The following is a 20,989-nucleotide window of genomic DNA, read 5'->3' on the forward strand; positions in this document are numbered from 1 at the left end:
CAGTAATGATTAATTATGGATTTTTGCCTTTTTCGGCTTATGTGGTTTCAGACTTTTTAGTCTTTCATCGCAACCGTTCTATTAGCCTGGAAATCTTATTACGACAGATCCGCTTCACCGGAGTTGAAGCCCTTGGGCTGGTCATGTTGATTGCTTTGTTAATCGGGGCATTGATCATTGTCCAGGGCTATCCTTTGTTGTCTTCTATTGGCCAGGTCAAATGGATCTACGCCATTTTAATATCAACAATTGTGAGAGATCTCGGTCCTTTTATTGTGTGTTTTGTTGTGTTGGCTCGTTCAGGCACGGCAATTACTACAGAACTGGGGAACATGGTGGTGCGTAAGGAAATAGACGCACTGATAGCAATGGGGGTGTCACCAATTTCATATCTGGTTGCGCCCCGGGTGTTGGGTATGGTCGCATCTTTGATCCTGCTGATGAGTTACTTTGTTGCCTGTGGCATTTTTGGTGGCTACCTGGTGAGTAATGCGTTTGCCTCGATTCCAGTGAGCACTTTCTTTGTTAAGCTCATGGCACAACTGCACTGGCTGGATATGTTGATTATGCTGGCCAAAGTCGCATTTTCCGGGTTGATGATTAGCCTGATAGCCAGCTATCACGGTCTGACCGTCAAAAGTGCGATCACTGAGGTGCCGCAGCGAAACATAAAAGCCGTTGGCCGCGGATTGATTGCCTTGTGTATTATCCACGTACTGTTCACTTTGCTGTACTTTGCGCTAATGAGTGACTGGTGATGAAAATAGAACTTAGGAATATTAGTCACAGCCTGGCTGAACAACCCATATTGGCCAATATCAGCATCACTGTTGAAAGCGGGCAGTGCTTGCTGATCACTGGTCGCTCAGGTAGTGGCAAGTCGCTGTTATTCAGTATCATTTGTGACATTACCCGACCTCAGCAAGGGACGGTATTGATTGATGACATAGCAATGCCAGCAATGACTGCGCTGCAATATGCGCGTTTTCGTCGTGATCTGGGGGTTATTTTTCAGGTTTCGGCGTTGATATCTAATCTGACTCTGGAAGAAAACCTGCTTCTGCCATTGAATCGTCACCATAGCCGTTTAAGTCACGATGAAAAGCTACAAAAGGTGTACGGGATCTGTGAAGAGTTTGGTCTGACTCAGTATCTGGATCAACGCACCGATCGACTCTCCTCAGGGCTGGCGTCTCTGGCTGGGTTAGCGAGAGCCTTGCTCATGGAGCCAAAGGCGTTGATTTGGGATGCCCCTATGGCGCAGGTGGACAGACATTGGTGCCGTCATGAGCTGGCTTTACTTAAGCACCTCAAAGAAAAAGGAACAACGTTAATTCTCTGCTCTAATCGCCAGGAGTTGATCGTGAGCTTAGCAGACCAGCAGCTTCAGCTTGGGTTACCGGAAGAATTAGCGTCAGGGGGAGCGCATGCAGCACAAGCCCAAAAATGCCAATAGGATAGTGATAGCATTTAGCCTTACCGGCGTGCTGTTGCTAGCCACGTTTTGTATCATGATCCTGGTGAATAATCACACTTTTGCAGACAAGGTTTATTACAAAACCGTGTTGGATAATGCCCGGGGACTGAGCGCCTTACCGGCGATCTACTTTAAAGGTATGGAGATTGGGCGCATAGATGATTACCGGCTAAATTTGCAAAACAACGAAATTGACGTGGAGTTTTGGGTATTTCAGGAATACAGCACTAAAGTGGTGAAATATGCGTTGCTGACCGGTGAGCAACACCCCATTTTTGATGACGTCACGACATTAGACCTGATTTTACCTGAGCCCGATAAAGTCGGCCCCTTTGTGGCTTTGCCTGCCGGGGCACTGGTACCCCATATTAACAGTGCATTAGGCCAGCAGTATCTGACGGCGGGTTACGTGTCTCGCTCAAAAGACGATGTGGAATCTATTTTAGCCAGTATTCAGGAGCTGTTACAGAACCTGCAAAAAGAGGATAACCCGGAAGCTGGATCTTTGTTCAGAGCGCTCGACAGGGTTGCCAAAATCAGTGACCATATCATGATTGTCAGCGAAGAGTTGCGTGAAAGTGAGTTGTTGCCCGAGGCTGAAAAAACATTAAAACAAAGCCAGGTATGGCTTGCCCAAATGCCGCAATTACTCGCTCAGTTAAACCAAACGCTGGTGAAGACAGATGGCATGCTAACGCAGGCACAAAGCACGTTAACCACTTATGGACAGCCCACCGAACTTGTCAAAGAGATGACCGATAGTCAGCTACCTCTGGTGCTTCACAACCTCAATGCCAACCTGACAGTGATGCAGCAAATGCTTAAAGATGTTCACGGTGAGCGTGAACAGTTTGCGCTGACTGTTCATAGTGTGCAGCAGGTGCTTGAACAAATGGAAAAAACTCTGGAGGCATTGAATAATCATCCGGTATTCAGAGACGGGATCAGTACCCCGGTAAAAAATGGGGAGATAGAAATGCATGATTAAAGTGGTCTGGCTATTTCTGATCTGCATGCTCTGGCTGTCAGGTTGTTCTTCGGCACCGGAACGAGACTATCAGGTCACCCGATTCAAACGCCAAGCTGCGGCCTGGCTGGCGCAAGGAGACAGTCAGCGTCAGCAGGGGAAATATCAGCTGGCATTGCGTTATTACGATAATGCGTATCGCTATGCCAGCAGAAGGCACGATCCACAACAAATGGGGTTGGCCCGGCTCAAGCAGGCTGCGGTATACATTAGCCAGGGACACACAACACAAGCCGAAGATAAAATTGCCGAGGCGGTGATGTTTGATAAAAATGAGCGTACAGAGTTGAAACCGGCAATTGATTTTATGCGCAGTAAGCTGGCATTTGCCAGAGGACAGCAAGCTCAGGCGCTGGCATTGGTAGAACAATTACAAACCCGGTTCGCCGACGATGCGCAAAGGCGCATTTATTATCGCTGGGTTGGCTGGCAATATGCACCATCCAGGCTTGACTGGTCACAGGCTGAAAAAGACATTCAGACACTGTTCAAGCTCAAAGCCGACAAAGCGCTGAACAATATAGAGGTGCTGTCATTTGTAATATACCACAATCTGGTTTGGCGTATCGCCACAGAGCAGAGCAAGGTACCGGATGCGCTTGATATTGCTATAAAGCACTTTGCTTCGCTTGAGTTAACCAATAGACTGATAGAGTGTTTCGACATTGCCGCAAAATATTATAATGATGCTGGTGATGTAGACAGAGCTCTGTACTATCAGGCGCGATTTACGCAATTGCGTGGTTCTGTGAACTAGTACCTTTCGCTAAGCTAATAATAAAGGAAAGAAAATAATGTCAGGCATTATAAATTTGACAGCGCTTCTTAAAACGATGGAGCCGATTCTAAACCCAGAAGAATATGTCTTTTGTAGCGTATCAGGTAGTCTAGAAGAGTATGCACCACTTCATCCGCTGGCAACATTTAGGGAGCAAGAAGGGTTAACCCTGATAGTTGAAAAAGCTGCAGCGCAGTCCTATGGGCTTGAGTTTGAGGGGCCTTTTCGACAGTTAACTTTAAGCGTGCATTCCAGTTTAGATGCGGTAGGGCTGACTGCAGCTGTGGCGCAGTGCCTGACCGAACACGGGATCAGTGCCAATGTGGTCGCTGCTTTTTATCATGATCATCTCTTTGTTAAAACCGAACATGCGCAGGCTGCCCTGAATGCATTGGTCGAACTCGCTGCGTCAAGCTGACAACCTTCACATACACAGGTAGTTTTCTAACTTATAATACCAATTTCACTTAATACCTGTTCAATTTGACGGAGCAAATATGACGCTAACTGTGTTAAAAATTTCTCATTTAGAACCTTTACCTAAGGTATGAGTTCGCAAATTTTTGCCTGGTTATCGAGCATATTTTCTCGCCTCAAAATAGAACACTTAATTAAGCAAATTGGTATAATTAGCGGCTGTACCTGAAGTAATCACGTTCCTGCGCGCTGGTCAGTGGTGTGTCATGATACCTGACGACACCGCGCAGGTTGGTTGTGGCACTGCCACCACTCAAGGATGCAGCCTCTTCCTTGCTCAGGCGAGTAGGGTCTGACGACGTTTCTGTTGCAGCCTGCATCTCTCCAGCTATGTCACTGCTCGGTGCCAGCTCGCCCGGATAACTATGATTTAGTAAAGGTGCTGTACTGTTAGAGATCTGTGTGAGCAGATAGGTTTGCCCGTTAAGCACAGCAGCTTGGTCAAATTGGTATTTTAAACCCAGGAAGAGTGCATCAAAATCATGCGGTGAGATGACGGCAATATTCTGAAAATGGGCACTCCCACTAATGGCTTGCGTTTCAAGTTGGGCATGATAAAACGCGGCATCCAGATTTAGCCCGTCAAGTTGATATTGTTGCAAAAATTCAACCACACTTTGGCAGAATACCTGACGACCATTGATGTCCTGACTCAGATAGCGCAGGCCGTTATCATCGGGTGACAGGCTTAGTAACAGCTTTATCGCAGGGTAATTTTTCCGTGTGGTATCCAGATGTGCCTGAAAGGCTCTTTCACCACCTATAGCAATAAGCTTAGCCCCGTCCAAACCGTCAGGTCTTACCTGAACACCCGTTATATAGATTGCTTTTTCAGATACACCAGAGCATTTTTTATGTTCAAAAGCCATTGTCATAACTTAGTCAGTCAACTTTACTGCCTGATACTATGAAGGGATTTGCTGCTGGTAACCATTACACCGACATTACATGTGGCATGTTGAACGGGAAAGTTTATTTTGTTGTGTTAAATGCATTAATAATTGTCGGATTTTATTGGTGTTTTTAAAAAACTCAGCGTAAGCTTGTTGAGCGCAAAAACCAATAAGGAGTGACTAAAATGCAAAATGAAATTTTAAGCTTTGACCTAAACAGCGAAAACTATTTATTCCGACTCAGCCCGACAACGACCACTGAAGATTGGGGATTGCAGTATTACGATAGTGAAAGTGGAGAATATAGACCGGTCCCCCAAGGTACTCAACTTAATGTCGTGTTTAATCTGGGCGACATACCGGGCATTTCTGAGAATGCGCGTCGTGCTTTGATCTCGAAGCAGCAGGCTGTGTTCATTGTAGAGATGGAAGATTGTGCAGATAGTGACTGGCGCTTCTGGCAAAGCGGTATTTCTTTATCGTGTGAGCAGGACTCACAGGATTATCAGCTGACGACTGATATTGAGAATCAAGGTAAAACGCTGGTTTTGACTATCAAGAACGTGCTAAATGGCGTGGCATCTGCAGCAGGCAAATTTGATGATATTGACTTCAGATTTGTTGCTGTGAGGCTGAACAATTCAGCTGGTGCACTTAACGAAATTTTCTATTCTCAAGATCCGCGTATCGGTGTGCGCCGCGATAAACCAGCATAGACTTCCTGGATTGGAAAACGTCAACCTTAGGGTTGACGTTTTGTACATAAAGTGGCGCCAGGGTAGCCAGAAACAATTCCAACAAACTCTTCTCTTTGGCAGAGATTTTTAAACCATGGCAGGTTAAACCATACGACGCCATAGCCGACAGACATTGCCGCTTTTACGCTAACCAATGCTGATGTGAGTTCGCCGATTTGAGTGTAAACCAGCGCGGCTGTGAAAGCATATTCACTGTTGTCTGGTGACTGTTTTATCGCTTCGTTTAGCAAGGTTACTGCAGGTTCATGGTTGCCAATCTGTGCGTGAGCCTGAGCGGCATCCAGAAGATCATAAAAGTCCTTTGAACTGTCATTGCGCTCAATAACTTGTTGATAGTACTGATTTGCCTGATGCATATTTCCGTTGAGCTTCTCTATATCAGCCAGGTTGAGTAAAAAGAGAGAATTGTTTTCTATTTCGCTCAGTGGCCTTGCAGTTTCCAGTGCTTTGGCAAATTGTCCGTTAAGCGTATAACATAATGCCAGTACATTAATGTCAAAGGGCTGAGGGTCAACCGACACGACTTTTTCATAACGTTCGATAGCCTGTTCGATATGTCCCTCTGCAAGGTGAATATCTGCAAGCAATTGATTCGTTAAATAGTCATCTGGAGAGAGTGTGAGTACTTCATTTAGGTAGTGCTTAGCTCGCTCAAATTGACCATTCTGATAGTAGGTATTCGCAAGGTTGAACATGATAGAAGTATTTTTTCTAAGTGCCATAGCCTCATGAAGGTGTGCAATTGCCGCTTTAAGATCGCCTTGCTGCTTGGCCCGTTTTGACAGGATCACTTCGATGTCGTAAACACTAAAATGTCGTGCCCGGGCGAGCGCGAGGTGCGTTTCGAACAAGGCCTCATCATGGCTGGTCAGGGCAAGTAGCATCATCTCCTTGTTAAAAATGGCTTTTTGCTTGTAACGTGCGGGTGCATTTCTCAAAGTAGCGCGCAGTTGTGTTAGTAATTCTTCTCTTTTGGTCTGATCGTATACCGTTAAGCTTATGTCGCTATATAGTCCATAGGCCGCAAACAGGTAGGGGGAATTCGTCAGCACCTGCCGTAACTTGTCCAGGTTGCCCAGATTATAAGCACCCTGGTTAGACACATCCTGGTAAATTTGCAGATAGCTCAGGTAATCTTGCTGCCTGATGGTTTCGAGAGGCAAGCTGTTAGGCGTTAGATCAGGAAACAGTTTGACAGCCTGCGCTTGGGTGGAATAAAAGTTTTCTATTTCACTGGTGAGTGCCATTGGCCAGCTGATCTGCTGCTGAACGGTCCACTTTTCGCCTCCCAGCCGTTTTACAACTGTTTCACAGCTATGTTCACTACAGGTAAGCTCAGTGCTGATTATGTCTGTTGCCCCCGTCGTTGTTGCCAGCTGGAGCAAAGAGTGTTCCGCCTCCGGGCGGTGAGCAATCAATTCAGTATGCTTTCCGTCAATGATGAGCTGGCGCAGCGCGTGATCGACGCTGGCAAGGGTGCTCTTTGTTCGCTCGTCACTGAGCTGTTTTGTCAGGGTAAGTTGAGGCTTAAGCACCAACACATATCGCTTTTCTTGCGGGGGCTGGCTAAACAGCCAGACGACTAATATGGCTACAAACATCAGGGAGCAAGCGATTATAGCGAGGAATTTAGCGCGCTTATTTGGCTGTGTATGAGGTGGCTGTGGAGCAACTGGTGCCGATACATCAGGCTCGAAAGGCACAGTTTCTTGTTCCATGATAGCGTTTTGTGTGATTGCTATCAGAATTTGCTCAAGTCGTTTGGCCACTTGTCTGGCATTGGCCGGACGTTTTTCAGGGTCAACCGACAACAGCTGATTTAACAGGTGAATCAGTGGTTCAGGCAGAGCCGGCAAGATCTCCGCGGCATCGTCATGCTTACCTTGTAATATACGCTCACGCAACTGAGTTTTACCAAAAGGGTGGCGGGCGCTTATCAATTCATAAGCAAGGACACCAAAAGCAAATAGGTCCGACTGAGGTGAAAGTGCTTCGCCTTTAAGCTGTTCGGGCGAAGTGGCGGTCATACTGGCGTGGCTTTGTGCTGTGTCAGCGTGAGTTGCAGTCTGGGGTGAGTGTGTGATGCGGGCGATACCGAAGTCGGTAATTTTTATCTGCTGATCCTTATCCAGCAAGATATTAGCGGGCTTTAGGTCACAATGTATCACGCCACACTGATGAGCGGCTGCAATACCATTTGCAACCTGAATCAGCAGGGTTAGCTTTTGCTCCAGGCTCAGTATCTGAGTTTTTTGGTGATAAAACAATGTGGTGCCATCGACGTATTCCATCACCAGATAAACTTGCTCAGAGGTTGTTATTATGTCGTAAAGCTGAACTATGTGTGTGTGGTTTAACCTGGCAAGAATTTGTGCCTCAGCGACCGCGAGAGAGACCTCGGTGCCTGCAGCCTGTGTTTTGAGGCGCTTTATTGCCACTTTACGGTTGAGCCGGATATCTTGCGCCAACAGAACTTCGCCCATTCCGCCTTCGCCTAACATTTTTATAACATGATAGTGTTCGGGCAAACCCGTCTGCTGAGAAATGGAGGATTCCCCTTTGGGCTGCTCTGAGTTAGTTGATGGCTGCGATTTATCCATTTTCTTTTTTATCTTGTACCTTAGGAGTGGCAATGCCTGGAGGGCATATGTATCGCCGGAAAAATGACGTGCAAAAAGAACGACATGTACCGAATAGCAATAGTAACGGTTAAGCAAATCAAATGCCAGTCTATCAGGTGAGTAGGTCGGATGAGATTGTTTTAGATATGGCAATATTTTGGTGTAATGTGGTGAAATCGGTGTTTTTGCGAAACAGTGATATGCTTATTAAGGAACAGTTTTCCGGGTCAGGTCGATTGATGTGCTATGGCGGCAGCCCGGAACAGTTATCGAGGAGCGAACATGGCCACGTTAAAACATAAACAGCAATCTAAATATTTGTATTTAAAGTCCTTTCACCGATTTGGGCGGCTCAAGCATTCAGTGGACAGTTGCTTTGACGAACTGGCTATTTCCCGTATTCATGCCGTTATTGAATGGCAACAAGGGTACTGGTATTTACGAGATTTGAGTCGTAACGGCACCTGGCTAAATGACGCACGAGTTCCCTATAACCAGGATGTTGCTCTAAATGTGAATGATGAAATTCGCTTTTCAGATTCAAGCAGTCATAGCTTCAGTGTAACGGATCTGGCACCACCAGAGGACTTACTGGTGCCTTATAGTCACGATGAGCTTGTTGATGGACAGGTACCTGTGATCCAGCTGGAGAATTATCATTTGCTGCCAAGTGAGTCTGATCCTGAGCTAATAGTCTATTTTAATAGCGCTGAGCAAACCTGGTGTTATGAGGAAGTTGGTTCCGAACATCCGGTGAGTATTACTGATGGTGAGCAACTGCGTTTTGCGCAGCAGGTATGGAGTCTGATCCAGACGCGGGCAAGTCAACAGGAGTGCACAGCAGAAGTCACAGATACAGATCCCGGCGATCTGGAATACCATTTTACATTGAGCCAGGATGAGGAATATGCTGAGTTACAGGTAAAACAGGCTCAGGAAAAAGTCGATTTTGAAACCCGGACACACCATTACCTGACCGCACTATTGGCCAGATATAAAATAAAAGATATGCAGCATCAGGTCGATGATGCATCACAAGGGTGGGTCTCGGTGAAACAACTGTCCCGTGATTTGGGGCTGACCGAGAGCCACATTAATATCCAGATCCATCGTGCCCGTAAACAGTTTGTCGACAGGATGAAAGACAAGTCAATGGCAGAGTCGCTCATTGAACGTAAGCGAGGCCGGGTGCGTTTTGGTGGCAGACATTTCAGTATCGTCAAAGGGCAGCAACTAGAGGCTTCAACTCTTTTTAATCAACATGATGAGTTACTAGTCAGTTAAGCGCAGTTAAAAAATACTCAGCTTTGTGAGTGGCGATACGTGGCCCGCGTTAATGCGGGCTTCGTCGTTTTTATGTGAGAAAAATGCACGTGTTGATTAAGCGACCTTCCTAGTGTGTCATCTAACATCACACAGATACGCTGAGTGTGATATGTTTTCTTCTCTGATATTACTAGTTAGCTTTGTTGAGGTCATAGATGATAAAAAAGGTTCTGTATTGGGGCGTCGGGTTTGGAGTGGGCTTTGCTATTGCTTTTGTTGCTATGGTGTATTTTGTTTTTACGCTTGAGGAAAACAAGTTAAGAGAATCAAGAGACGAATTTCTTTTGGAGCTTAACACTATGATCAGAAATATGCCTGAAAAAACCACAGATTTGTGCGAAGGAATGGTGGGTAACTGGAGCGGGAATTTTCGTACCCGAGCTGATGAAGATGGCTACTATTGGGATTCACAGTACAAGGCTGACAACACTTTTTCAACTAAGCTGGTGTATGAGGGAGGCGGTGAAGTTGAGAGCAGAACCGGGACCTGGACATGTGAAAATTCTCTCCTCGTAAACACCTTTCATCAAGAGAATGGGGAAAAAGAGCACCATATCTACATCATCATTCATATGGGTGACAGTCGCAGGGTATATATGCATGTTGAGCACAGTGATTACGGAGATATTTTTGTTGCCCGGAGACAATAATGTCAATTTCACTCAGTACTTGATGGCTATAACGAGAAAGGCGACCTTTTCTGGCGTCAGACAAGCCGTTATGAGTCGGATGTTATGTACACATTTGGTGATCAATACATTCTTGGTGTACCAACCAAGCGCCTCAAAGAGGCACAAATTTTCCTGATCCCGATGGCCAAAGGTGTTACTGATAATTTGCAAATATTAAGCGAAACAAAGTAATTTAAGAGTGTAGGAGAGCTGCTAATCATCTCACAGGCGATCAGACTGGTGATCTACTAACCCTTTTCCTCCGGCACTATATCAGCCATAGTGCCGGACCACCTTCTGTGTAATTCATCCGAATCGTTTGCTGACCCCCAAATTCTGCAATAAGATTGAAAACCGTTTAGCAAGAATACCCAGCCTGTTGCTGGCTGCGGCTTACAACAACATAATACCAATTTCACTTAATACCTGTTCAATTTGACGGAGCAAATATGACGCTAACAGTGTTAAAAATTTCTCATTTAGAACAACTGAATAGCAAAATTTTTGCCTTGTTATCGACCATATTTTCTCGCCTCAAAATAGAACACTTAATTAAGCAAATTGGTATAAATAACGAGCAGGACGATTATGCAGAGAATTTTGGGATTATTTTTGAGCTTGTGCACGATAAGCACTCCCGCTATGGCCGAGGAATATGCACAGGGCCGTCAAATATCGGCGTTGCCGGATGTGTTGTCATTCAGGGAGCGCGTGCAACCCATCAATGATATGGTGACAGATCGCTTGGATAACTTACTTCCTGAGCTGATGCGTGAGGTGGACCTGGATATGTGGCTGGTCATCAACCGTGAATATGGCGAAGACAAGCTGTTTTATACCCTGGTTCCGCAGCCCACGTTTGCAGCGCGCCGTACCACTTTACTGGTGTTTTCAAAACAAGCGGATGGCAGCGTCGAGCGCTTTAGCGTGAGCCGTTACCCCATTGGCGAGTTGTATCCGACAGTATGGAAAGGGGGCACAAAGGCGCAACAGTGGCAGCGTCTGGCTGAGGTGATTGCCGAGCGTGACCCGAAACGCATTGGGATTAATGTGAGTGAAGACTGGGCACTGGCCGATGGCCTAAGTGTCGGGTTACACAAGCAACTGTTGAATGTATTGCCAGGCAAATATCAGGAGCGCCTGATGAGCGCCGAAAAGCTGGTGATCCGTTGGCTGGAAACGCGCAGCCAAAAAGAGCTCAATGTATACCCGCAGGCGGTGACACTGGCTCGACGTGTGATCGCAGAAGCATTCTCCAATAAGGTGATCACACCTGGCGTGACCACCACCAAAGACGTTGAATGGTACTTACGCGAACGCTTTGAAGAATTACAGCTCAGACCCTGGTTCCAGCCGTACGTAAATATTCAACGTCAGGGCGACAAAACCAGCAAAGAGGATGTGTTTATTGGTGAATACAACCGGACTATTCTGCCGGGAGACATTATCCACACCGATGTGGGTATTTGTTATCTGAATCAGTGCACGGATACACAGGAAATGGGCTATGTGCTCAAGCTTCATGAAACCGATGTACCAGCGGGCCTGAAACAGGCTATGGCGACAGGTAATCGCTGGCAGGATATCTTAACCAGTAACTTTAAATCAGAGTTAACGGGCAATGAGATCCTGGCCAATACCATTAAGCAAAGTAAAGCGGCGGGGATTGTCAGCAGTACTTATACCCATCCACTCGGTTTTGTCGGTCATGCGCCTGGGCCAACCATTGGTATGTGGGATAATCAGGGGCCGACACCGGTACAGGGAGACTGGAAACTGCATCCAAACACGGTTTATGCCATTGAAGGAAACATAAAAACGCAGCTACCGGAGTGGGACAACCAGTGGATCCAAATTAAGCTGGAACAAGATGCGGTATTTGATGGCAAGCAGGTCTGGTACTTAGCGGGCAGGCAAACCCAGTGGCATGTAATAAGATAGAACTATAATGAGTTGAAAAAGCCCGCATTTGCGGGCTTTATTATTCGCTTAGAAGTTAATCGACACCTTACCGTACACAAAGCGGCCATCTGTGCTGTAAGCCGAGAACGCTGAGTATGGGAAGATTTGGTTAAAGTTACTGAACCCTATGTTGCTGACGGTATCCTGCGGATATTGATCAAACAGGTTATTGGCACCAAGGGCAACGCGCCATTGCTCATTGACTTTGTACGCTACTTCCAGATCAGTGATCCATTTGGCATCCAGTACTTCATCTTTTTCAACTGTGCTGGAAGGGTCGGTGACTTCACCGTAGCGGGTTGCTTTAATCATGACCTGCCACTGCTCACGCTGCCAGTTAGCAACCAGGTTCCATTTGTTATCTGGTGTACCGGATTCAAAGCGCTCAATTTCACGACGAGCAAAATATTGATAGCTTTCGCCCAGCGCAGCCAGCTCTGCCGGGTTCGCTTTCACATTGGTCACCTCAGTGTCATTAAGGTTCAACGCTGCACTCAGATTAAGATCGCCATAATCAGCCAGGTCAAAGCGATAGGTCGCTACAATGTCTACGCCCTGAGTACGAGAATCGATAGCATTGGTAAAGTAGCGCACACGCTGTACGTTAAACTCACCCGCCTGTTGCAGGATCTGCTCAACTGCGTCGCCACTGAGGTTTTCTGACATTACAATGCGGTCATCAATATCAATGCGATATGCATCCAGCGTCAGGCTGAACGCATCCTGGGTGTAGATGAATCCGGCAGTCAGGTTAACTGATTCTTCTGCTTCCAGAGGTTGTGCGCCAAGTGCAACAGCCGCTGGGGTATCCACTGGATACAAGCCCACTTCGTTAGGGACACCGTCTTCAAAAACCGTGGCAATTGATTTGTAGGAAGTTTGCGCCAGTGAAGGGGCACGGAATCCTGTGCTCAGTGCACCACGCAGTGACAGTTGGTCATTAACTACATAACGTGTTGCAAGTTTACCGGTCAGTGTAGAGCCAAAGTCGCTGTAATCTTCATAACGCGCTGCCAGAACCAGGTTCCAGTCTGTTGTCAGGTAAGTATCCAATTCGGCAAACAAGGCGATGTTATGACGTGACTCATCAACCGCACTTTCTGGTGAAAATCCAGCCAGAACCTGAGCGCCACCAGCGGCAACCGGTTGTCCGTTAGCATCCAAAACGGTCTGGTAAGAGGCTAACTCACCGGCCTGGACCTCATAAGTTTCGCGGCGATACTCACTGCCCAGTGTCACAAACACACTATCATAAAGGCCTAAGTCCAGCTCGGTTTTTGCTTCAGCGTTAACCAACAGCTGACTGTAGACCAAAGCACCGTTGTCAAACTCTGTTGGGCTGCTTGCACCCATTGACGTGTTCAGGCTGTTTGATACGCCAAAGCCGAAGTCGTTCAGACCATAGTTTGTACTGATGTCGTACTGCCAGTCACCTGCATCACCCTTAGCACCGACTGCAAAGCTATAGTCGCGTACTTCAGTGTCAATTTGCGGTAAGAAGCCATCAGGATATACGTCAGTCAGGTTGCGGCTATCTTGTGGGCGACGGAAGAAACCACCGGAATTACCATCCCGGCTTGAGAAGCTACCAAAGGAGTACAGGTCCAGCTCGGAGTTAAGTGTGTACCCCGCATTGTAGAATAGTGCGAAATCTTCGATGTCGGCTTTACCAAACCTGTGGTTATAACGCTCAGCCGAAAATTCTCGTGGATCCAGCTTACCGTTTTCATCCCGGGCATACTGTTCACGCTCATCGATGCCAGAGCGGTTGGTCGGCTGCTTGTTACGCAGCTCAGCAGCCACATTGATAAAGCCATTGTCGCCCAATGCAAAACCCATATTACCGCTGATGGTTGTTGTGCCACCATCGTTCAGCTCGCGATCTGCGCCTTTGTCAAATGCCAGGTTGCCTTCGGCATCTTCGTAGGTACGCAACAGCTGAGGTGAACCGGCCATTTGAGTATCGTATTCACCGTAAGTGACGGACAGGTTACCGCCTTCGTCGGCATCGTTTAGCACAATGTTGATCACGCCAGCAATGGCATCTGAGCCGTATTGTGCAGCGGCACCGTCACGCAAAACTTCGATGCGCTTGATTGCAGCCGTTGGAATAGTATTGAGGTCTACCGCTGTAGAGCCACGACCTACGGTACCGTTTAGATTGAGCAGCGCACTGGCGTGGCGACGCTTACCATTGATAAGCACCAAAGTATGGTCTGGCGCCAATCCGCGTAACACAGCAGGACGAGCATGATCTGTCCCGTCTGCCAGTTGTGAATTAGGGAAATTAAAACTGGGTACCAGCGTTGTCAAAACCTGGCTCAGTTCAAGCTGACCTGAGCTGGTGATTTCATCCATGCTGATCACATCGACCGGTACTGTGCTTTCAGCAACACTGCGCAAGCTGCGGCGAGTACCTGTGACTTCAATCACTTCTGTGGTGCTACTGGCTGTGGGTGCCTGGCTTTCTTCTGCATTAATTTGAAACGAAGCGGCGGCGCCCAGCACCAAGCTGATGCTGGCTGCCAGAGTACTCGGTCTTAACATAGAGATTCCTGTTTATATGTTGATTTCTATACGGGCTACGTTGTCTGGCCCATGAAAAGGACGGCAATACTAAAGGTGGAAAATTCGATGCGAAATTCGAATTCGTTATAATTTATAACCGCTCAAGTTTTTATGCTTTTTTAGTTACATTGCATTAAATGCTGATCATAAGATTACAAAGCATCAATCAGCGGTGGGCGAATGATGCGCAGCGCTGTCAGAGGCGGGTGATGCACTTTTCTTTGTTCAATCAGTTTTTTTGCTGCTTTTGTTCGCATATTAAACACGCATGGTTAACCCTGCGCTTTTCACCAAAGCTTAAACGAATTGTTGTGAGAGGTTGCCAGCTGTCCAGCGAAAATACGCGTTCAACCTTGCCTTTAAATATAGCCTTCATACATAACGGATTGACTGACGTATTAACAGTGAGGCGTCCATCCCCGTTGGTCCTATGTGGCCCTTTTTTCCGCACAACATCGTTGTTTCTACCAAGTCCAAAAAAAAGGCCGACCCTATACTGCACAGCCATCGGGAATACTCAGGTTAGGAAGGAAAAATATGGAACCTATGTCTGTTGGCGCTGAGTTTATGCGAACGTTTGATGTGCAGCTTGCGCAGTCGCAAAAACAAAAGGACGCAGTTTTTACTATCCGTCATCAAGTCTATTGTGATGAGCTGAATTGGGAAGCCAGGCAGCAAACGCAACTGGAGCGGGATGAATATGACGATCATTCCATTCATTGTTTGTTGCAGCACAAGCCCAGCAAGGAATATATCGGGTGTATTCGATTGATCATTCCCTCGCCTCATTCGTCATTAACCTTACCCAGTCAGGACCAGTATGGTGGATATCTAAAAACAAGCCTGTTGTTGCCTTTGTTGCAGTCGGGCACGTTGAGTGAATGCTCCCGGCTGGCATTGCTGCCTGATGTAAGGCGCAAAAACATCAGGGATTATCGCCAGGATGAGCCTGGTACTGTGTCGCAGCCTGCGTCTCAACATACTCAGCTGATGTCGGTCAGCTTGTATTTTTGTTGTATCGCCCTTGCCAAACTGCATGGTTGTCGGGGCACCTTATTATTAGCCAGTCCGAAGTTAAGCAGACACCTCAAAATGCTTGGTCTGACCCTGACCAGGCTCAGTGAAGATATTGAGCACCGAGGGCGCAGGGCGGTTTACCACTTTGATACGCATGAATTTAAGGCGCAGCAGCTTCGCAGTGATGTACTCAGTGAGCTATACCAGGCCGTGGAGCGTCGGCTGTCTCAGCAGTTAAACAATACTGAACTTGCCTGTGAATTATCCTGAGGAATGATGATGAATACGCATTTTGATTATGATCTGGCTTTCTCCAGAAACATTGGGTGGGTGACTTCCACGGAGCAACAGATTTTAAAACGTAAAAAGGTGGCCATTGCCGGGTTAGGCGGGGTCGGAGGTTCTCATTTACTGGCCCTGGTCAGGCTGGGTATTACACGTTTTAACCTTGCCGACTTTGACGAGTTTGGGTGTGAAAACACTAATCGTCAGGTGGGTGCGACGACGGCAAGTTATGGTAAAAAGAAGCTCGATACCATGATCCGTATGGCCAGAGAAATCAATCCGGAGATTGAGATCACAGGGTTCAGTGAGGGGGTGACAGAGCAGAACCTGGGTGAGTTTTTAGCGGATGTTGATTGCTATATTGATGCACTGGATTTCTTTGTTTTGAGCATCAGGCGGCGGGTGTTTGCACAGTGCTATGAGCAGGGAATTCCGGCGACGACGGCTGCGCCCATTGGCATGGGGACTGCGTACATCAATTTCCTGCCCGGTAAGATGTCGTTTGAGCAGTACTTTGACCTTGCGGGATATACAGAGAGTGAACAGTACATTCGATTTTATCTGGGCCTGACACCCGCCAATTTGCAAAAACAGGCACTGGTTGACCCGTCCACGGTGGACCTGGCGAATAAAAAAGGGCCCTCGACTGTGGTTGGGTGCCAGCTGGCAACGGGCGTGGCAGTCGCTCAGGTTGCCAAAATACTGCTTAATCGTGGCACGGTTATCTGCGCGCCGCGTAGCCTGCATTTTGATGCCTTCAGTAATAAAATGAAGAAAGTATGGCGGCCGGGTGGTAATCGTAACCCGTTACAACAGTGGTTGTTCAAACTGGTCAGGAAAAAATTACAGACGCCAAAAAGTGACGCCGGGCTTTCTGAGTCTGTGCCCGCAAGCAATGCGATGACGACGGCGGAGAAAGTGATTGAGCTGGCTAAGTGGGCGCCCAGTGGCGACAATACCCAGCCATGGCGTTTTAAACTGCTCAGTGACACAACATTTATCATTTATGCCAGCAATACCCGTGATCATAGTGTGTATGACCTGGATGGACATTCCAGCGAGCTGGCGCACGGCATGCTACTGGAAGCCATCGACATTGCGGCCAGTCGCTACCATTGCCGAGCGGTTGTGAACCAGACCGCTGCGCAAATACCAGAAGGTCTCGCTGACACGATCCATTATCAGGTTGAATTAGAGCAGGACAGTAACGTAAAGCCGGATCCATTGCTTCCCTATGTGAAAACCCGCACAGTGCAGCGTCGTCCAATGGGGACCCGGGCGTTAACGGATGAGGAAAAAGCCGCGTTGCAGCAGTGCTTGCCTGCTGGCTTTAAGCTGTACTTATATGAAAGTCTGACGCAAAAATGGCGGTGTGCCTGGTTAAACTTTAAAAATGCGAAAACCAGATTGACCATGAAAGAAGCCTATCACGTCCATAAGGAGATCATTGATTGGGGCCAGCAATTTAGCGACAGCAAAATACCCGAGCAAGCTTTGGGTATAGATAAAGGCACGGGCCAGCTGATGCAGTGGGCGTTTAAAAAATGGAGCCGGGTTGCCTTTTTAAATCGATATCTGTTTGGCACGTTCGCGCCCAGAATACAGTTAGATTTGCTCCCAGGCATTTGTTCGAGTGCACATTTTACCCTGTGCGCGCCACATCCGGCTGAGTTACAGAACGACTATCTGGCTGCCGGGCGAGCGATTTATCGATTCTGGTTAATGACCGATGCGTTGCAGCTTGGCTTACAGCCGGGGTTAACACCGGTTATTTTTTCCCGTTACCTCGACAACGATGTGACTTTTACAGACGATAAATCCGTTTGCAGGCGGGCAAAGGCATGTCAGCGCCTCTATAAGTCTTTTATTCCCGAGCATAAAAACCTGGTCTTTATGGGTCGCGTGGGCAGAACTACGCCGCCCGTATCCCGCTCCGTGAGGCGTTCACTGACGACATTAGTGCTCAGCGATAATGCCGCAGATAGCTAAGAGTCGTTTGGTCAGGTGTAAGTTCTTAGCAGCATAAACGCGCGCTCGTCGACACTAGACAATTAGTCGGAATTTCACATTTACATTTTTGCTAAGCGATGATGTTTGGTATAAAGCAGCCTCACGCTGAATGTGAATCCGACTAGAAAAGTGACGTTAAAACAGGCTTTTTTAGTTAAATGATTACGTGAAACGGCAAAGTAGGGTAGAATAGCGCGGTTCTATCTACACGTATTACTGCCTGACGAGGTTTATATGAGTTTGTATAATGAGTACATGGAAGAAATCCAAACCCGTAAAACGGAACTTGGATTGAGTCCAAAACCAATCGATAGCGCTGATCTGCTATCTGAAATTATTGCCCAAATCAAAGACGCAGGGCATGAGCACCGTGAAGATTCTCTGAACTTCTTTATCTACAACACGCTTCCGGGCACAACCAGCGCAGCTGGTGTGAAAGCACAATTCCTAAAAGAAATTATCCTGGGCGAAGAAACTGTAGCTGAAATTTCTGCGGACTTTGCATTTGAACTGCTTTCTCACATGAAAGGCGGTCCTTCAATTGCGGTACTACTTGACCTTGCACTGGGCAACGACGAAGCGGTTGCTAAGCAAGCTGCTGACGTACTTAAAACGCAGGTTTTCCTTTATGACGCAGACACGTCACGTTTAGAAGCGGCGTTTAAAGCGGGCAATGCAATTGCAAAAGACATCTTAGAAAGCTACGCGAAAGCTGAATTTTTTACTAAGCTGCCTGAAATTGCAGAGAAAATTGAAGTTGTTACTTATATTGCCGGTGAAGGTGATATCTCAACTGACTTACTTTCTCCAGGTAACCAGGCACACTCACGTGCTGACCGTGAGCTACACGGTAAATGTATGATCACCCCTGAAGCACAGCAAGAAATTGTTGAGCTGCAGAAGAAGCACCCAAATGCAAAAGTGATGCTGATTGCTGAAAAAGGCACTATGGGTGTAGGTTCATCTCGTATGTCTGGTGTGAACAACGTTGCACTTTGGGCAGGTACACAAGCAAGCCCGTACGTGCCATTCATCAACATTGCACCAGTTGTTGCGGGTACTAACGGTATTGCACCAATCTTCCTGACAACCGTTGATGTAACCGGTGGTATCGGTCTTGACCTTAAAAACTGGGTGAAGAAAACCGATGAAAACGGCAACGTAGTGACTGACGCGAACGGCGATCCGGTACTGGAAGAAGCATATTCTGTAGCGACTGGTACGGTACTTACTATCGATACTAAAGCACAGAAGCTGTACAACGGTGACAAAGAGCTGGTTGATGTATCTTCTTCATTCACTCCACAAAAAGTAGAGTTCATGAAGGCCGGTGGTTCTTACGCAGTGGTATTCGGTAAGAAGCTACAAACGTTTGCAGCCGAAACGCTGGGTATTGAAGCCCCTGTTGTTTACGCGGCTTCAAAAGAAATTTCACACGAAGGTCAGGGTCTGACTGCGGTTGAGAAAATCTTCAACCGTAACGCAGTAGGTGTTGCTTCTGAAACACCACTTCATGCTGGTTCTAACGTTCGTGTTAAAGTGAACATCGTTGGTTCTCAGGACACCACAGGTCCAATGACGTCTCAGGAGCTGGAAGCCATGGCTGCTTCTACGATTTCTCCTTTGGTAGACGGCGCATATCAGTCAGGCTGTCACACAGCGTCTGTTTGGGATAAAAAAGCGCAAGCGAACATTCCTAAGCTAATGGCGTTCATGAACAAGTTTGGTCTGATCACCGCGCGTGACCCGAAAGGGGTTTACCACTCAATGACAGACGTAATCCACAAAGTACTGAACGACATTACTGTGGATGACCGCGCTATTATCATCGGTGGTGACTCGCACACGCGTATGTCTAAAGGTGTGGCATTCGGTGCTGACTCAGGTACTGTTGCGCTGGCACTGGCGACTGGTGAATCAGCAATGCCAATTCCAGAGTCTGTAAGAGTAACCTTCAAAGGTGCCATGGCTAAGCACATGGACTTCCGTGATGTGGTACATGCGACTCAGGCACAAATGCTGAAGCAATTCGGCGGTGAGAACGTATTCCAGGGCCGTATCATCGAAGTACACATTGGTACTCTGATGGCTGACCAGGCGTTCACTTTCACTGACTGGACTGCAGAGATGAAAGCGAAAGCGTCAATCTGTATCTCTAACGATGAAACGTTGATCAAGTCAATCGAGCTGGCTAAGAGCCGCATCCAGATCATGATCAACAAGGGCATGGAGAACGAAGCGAAGACGTTACAAGGCCTTATCGATTTGGCCGATGAGCGTATCGCGGGTATCAATTCTGGTGAGCAACCAGCACTTGCACCTGATGACAATGCTAAGTACTACGCAGAAGTCGTTGTTAACCTGGACGAAATCGTTGAACCAATGATTGCTGACCCGGATGTAAACAACGAAGACGTTTCTAAGCGTTACACGCACGATGTGATCCGTCCTGTTTCTTTCTACGATGGCAAGCCAGTTGACCTTGGCTTCGTTGGTTCTTGTATGGTTCACAAAGGTGACATGCAGATCATCGCACAGATGCTACGTAACCTTGAGAAGCAAAACGGCTCAATCGAGTTCAAAGCACCACTGGTTGTTGCGCCACCAACGTATAACATCGTTGATGAGCTAAAAGCAGAAGGCGACTGGGAAGTACTGGCTAAGTACGCAGGCTTTGAGTTTGACGATGAAAATCCGAAGACTGCTGCACGTAATAAGTACGAAAACATCCTGTATCTTGAGCGTCCTGGATGTAACCTGTGTATGGGTAACCAGGAAAAAGCAGAACCAGGTGACACGGTTATCGCAACTTCTACGCGTCTGTTCCAGGGCCGTGTTGTAGCGGATTCTAACGAGAAGAAAGGCGAATCACTACTTGGCTCTACGCCACTGGTAGTACTTTCAACGATTCTGGGTCGTTTCCCAACTATGGACGAGTACCAGGCAGCTGTTGAAGGCATCGACCTGACTGCGTTCACCCCACTTGAAGAAGAACTGACAACTAAGTTCGGTTCAGAGCAAGCGGTACCAGTTAAAGTACTTTAATCTTCAAAGATTAAAAGACTGAAAAAAGCGCGTTTTTACGCGCTTTTTTGTTGGGTGGAGATTGGGGGTACCGT

The 20,989-nt window shown here is 47.2% G+C and carries 16 protein-coding genes; 13 read left to right on the forward strand and 3 right to left on the reverse strand.

What is annotated here, in order from left to right:
• The first annotated feature begins 5 nt into the window (after positions 1 to 5).
• The 5 genes from NH568_RS09405 to NH568_RS09425 are packed head-to-tail and all read left to right on the forward strand — an operon-like array spanning position 6 to position 3,700.
• Complete coding sequence (locus NH568_RS09405) at positions 6 to 758, forward strand: ABC transporter permease (protein ID WP_253046454.1); 753 nt, start codon at positions 6 to 8, stop codon at positions 756 to 758.
• Positions 758 to 1,456, forward strand: coding sequence for an ATP-binding cassette domain-containing protein (locus NH568_RS09410; RefSeq protein ID WP_253046456.1), 699 nt, complete (start codon positions 758 to 760; stop codon positions 1,454 to 1,456). The genes NH568_RS09405 and NH568_RS09410 overlap by 1 nt, the downstream gene beginning before the upstream one ends.
• Positions 1,428 to 2,465, forward strand: coding sequence for an MlaD family protein (locus NH568_RS09415; RefSeq protein ID WP_253046458.1), 1,038 nt, complete (start codon positions 1,428 to 1,430; stop codon positions 2,463 to 2,465). The genes NH568_RS09410 and NH568_RS09415 overlap by 29 nt, the downstream gene beginning before the upstream one ends.
• Positions 2,458 to 3,261 carry a hypothetical protein gene (locus NH568_RS09420; protein WP_253046460.1) on the forward strand — a complete coding sequence of 268 codons (804 nt, stop codon included), beginning with the start codon at positions 2,458 to 2,460 and terminating at the stop codon, positions 3,259 to 3,261. The genes NH568_RS09415 and NH568_RS09420 overlap by 8 nt, the downstream gene beginning before the upstream one ends.
• 37 nt (positions 3,262 to 3,298) lie before the next feature.
• A complete protein-coding gene (locus NH568_RS09425; protein WP_253046462.1) occupies positions 3,299 to 3,700 on the forward strand; it encodes an ACT domain-containing protein in 402 nt (133 codons plus the stop codon).
• Between the two features lie 211 nt (positions 3,701 to 3,911).
• Here the strand turns inward: NH568_RS09425 and NH568_RS09430 are convergent, their stop codons facing one another.
• A complete protein-coding gene (locus NH568_RS09430) occupies positions 3,912 to 4,628 on the reverse strand; it encodes a glycoside hydrolase family 18 protein (protein WP_253046464.1) in 717 nt (238 codons plus the stop codon).
• A gap of 209 nt (positions 4,629 to 4,837) precedes the next feature.
• Here NH568_RS09430 and NH568_RS09435 point away from each other — a divergent pair, with 209 nt between their 5' ends.
• Positions 4,838 to 5,368, forward strand: coding sequence for a hypothetical protein (locus tag NH568_RS09435; RefSeq protein WP_253046465.1), 531 nt, complete (start codon positions 4,838 to 4,840; stop codon positions 5,366 to 5,368).
• Between the two features lie 26 nt (positions 5,369 to 5,394).
• On the opposite strand, the gene NH568_RS09440 is transcribed toward NH568_RS09435, so the two are convergent.
• Positions 5,395 to 8,010 carry a serine/threonine-protein kinase gene (locus NH568_RS09440; RefSeq protein ID WP_253046467.1) on the reverse strand — a complete coding sequence of 872 codons (2,616 nt, stop codon included), beginning with the start codon at positions 8,008 to 8,010 and terminating at the stop codon, positions 5,395 to 5,397.
• 303 nt (positions 8,011 to 8,313) lie between these two features.
• Between NH568_RS09440 and NH568_RS09445 the strand changes: the two genes are divergently transcribed.
• The 4 genes from NH568_RS09445 to NH568_RS09460 all read left to right on the forward strand — a co-directional run bounded on the left by NH568_RS09445 (position 8,314) and on the right by NH568_RS09460 (position 11,969).
• On the forward strand, positions 8,314 to 9,315 hold the full coding sequence (locus tag NH568_RS09445) for an FHA domain-containing protein (protein ID WP_253046469.1): 1,002 nt from the start codon (positions 8,314 to 8,316) through the stop codon (positions 9,313 to 9,315).
• 197 nt (positions 9,316 to 9,512) lie between these two features.
• Positions 9,513 to 10,007, forward strand: coding sequence for a hypothetical protein (locus NH568_RS09450; protein WP_253046471.1), 495 nt, complete (start codon positions 9,513 to 9,515; stop codon positions 10,005 to 10,007).
• Between the two features lie 470 nt (positions 10,008 to 10,477).
• Positions 10,478 to 10,756 carry a hypothetical protein gene (locus NH568_RS09455; RefSeq protein WP_253046473.1) on the forward strand — a complete coding sequence of 93 codons (279 nt, stop codon included), beginning with the start codon at positions 10,478 to 10,480 and terminating at the stop codon, positions 10,754 to 10,756.
• A complete protein-coding gene (locus NH568_RS09460) occupies positions 10,740 to 11,969 on the forward strand; it encodes a M24 family metallopeptidase (protein WP_253046475.1) in 1,230 nt (409 codons plus the stop codon). The genes NH568_RS09455 and NH568_RS09460 overlap by 17 nt, the downstream gene beginning before the upstream one ends.
• A 48-nt stretch (positions 11,970 to 12,017) precedes the next feature.
• On the opposite strand, the gene NH568_RS09465 is transcribed toward NH568_RS09460, so the two are convergent.
• Positions 12,018 to 14,537, reverse strand: a complete 2,520-nt coding sequence (locus NH568_RS09465) for a TonB-dependent receptor (RefSeq protein WP_253046477.1) — start codon at positions 14,535 to 14,537, stop codon at positions 12,018 to 12,020.
• A 558-nt stretch (positions 14,538 to 15,095) separates the two neighbouring features.
• Here NH568_RS09465 and NH568_RS09470 point away from each other — a divergent pair.
• From NH568_RS09470 to NH568_RS09480, 3 genes are all read left to right on the forward strand, one after another.
• On the forward strand, positions 15,096 to 15,845 hold the full coding sequence (locus tag NH568_RS09470) for a PEP-CTERM/exosortase system-associated acyltransferase (RefSeq protein ID WP_253046479.1): 750 nt from the start codon (positions 15,096 to 15,098) through the stop codon (positions 15,843 to 15,845).
• 9 nt (positions 15,846 to 15,854) lie between these two features.
• On the forward strand, positions 15,855 to 17,849 hold the full coding sequence (locus tag NH568_RS09475; protein WP_253046481.1) for a ThiF family adenylyltransferase: 1,995 nt from the start codon (positions 15,855 to 15,857) through the stop codon (positions 17,847 to 17,849).
• A 255-nt stretch (positions 17,850 to 18,104) separates the two neighbouring features.
• A complete protein-coding gene (locus NH568_RS09480; RefSeq protein WP_253046483.1) occupies positions 18,105 to 20,915 on the forward strand; it encodes a bifunctional aconitate hydratase 2/2-methylisocitrate dehydratase in 2,811 nt (936 codons plus the stop codon).
• The last annotated feature ends 74 nt before the right edge of the window (positions 20,916 to 20,989 follow it).

This window comes from Pseudoalteromonas sp. XMcav2-N (genome assembly GCF_024124545.1).
In the GTDB taxonomy this organism is placed as follows: Bacteria; Pseudomonadota; Gammaproteobacteria; order Enterobacterales; family Alteromonadaceae; genus Pseudoalteromonas.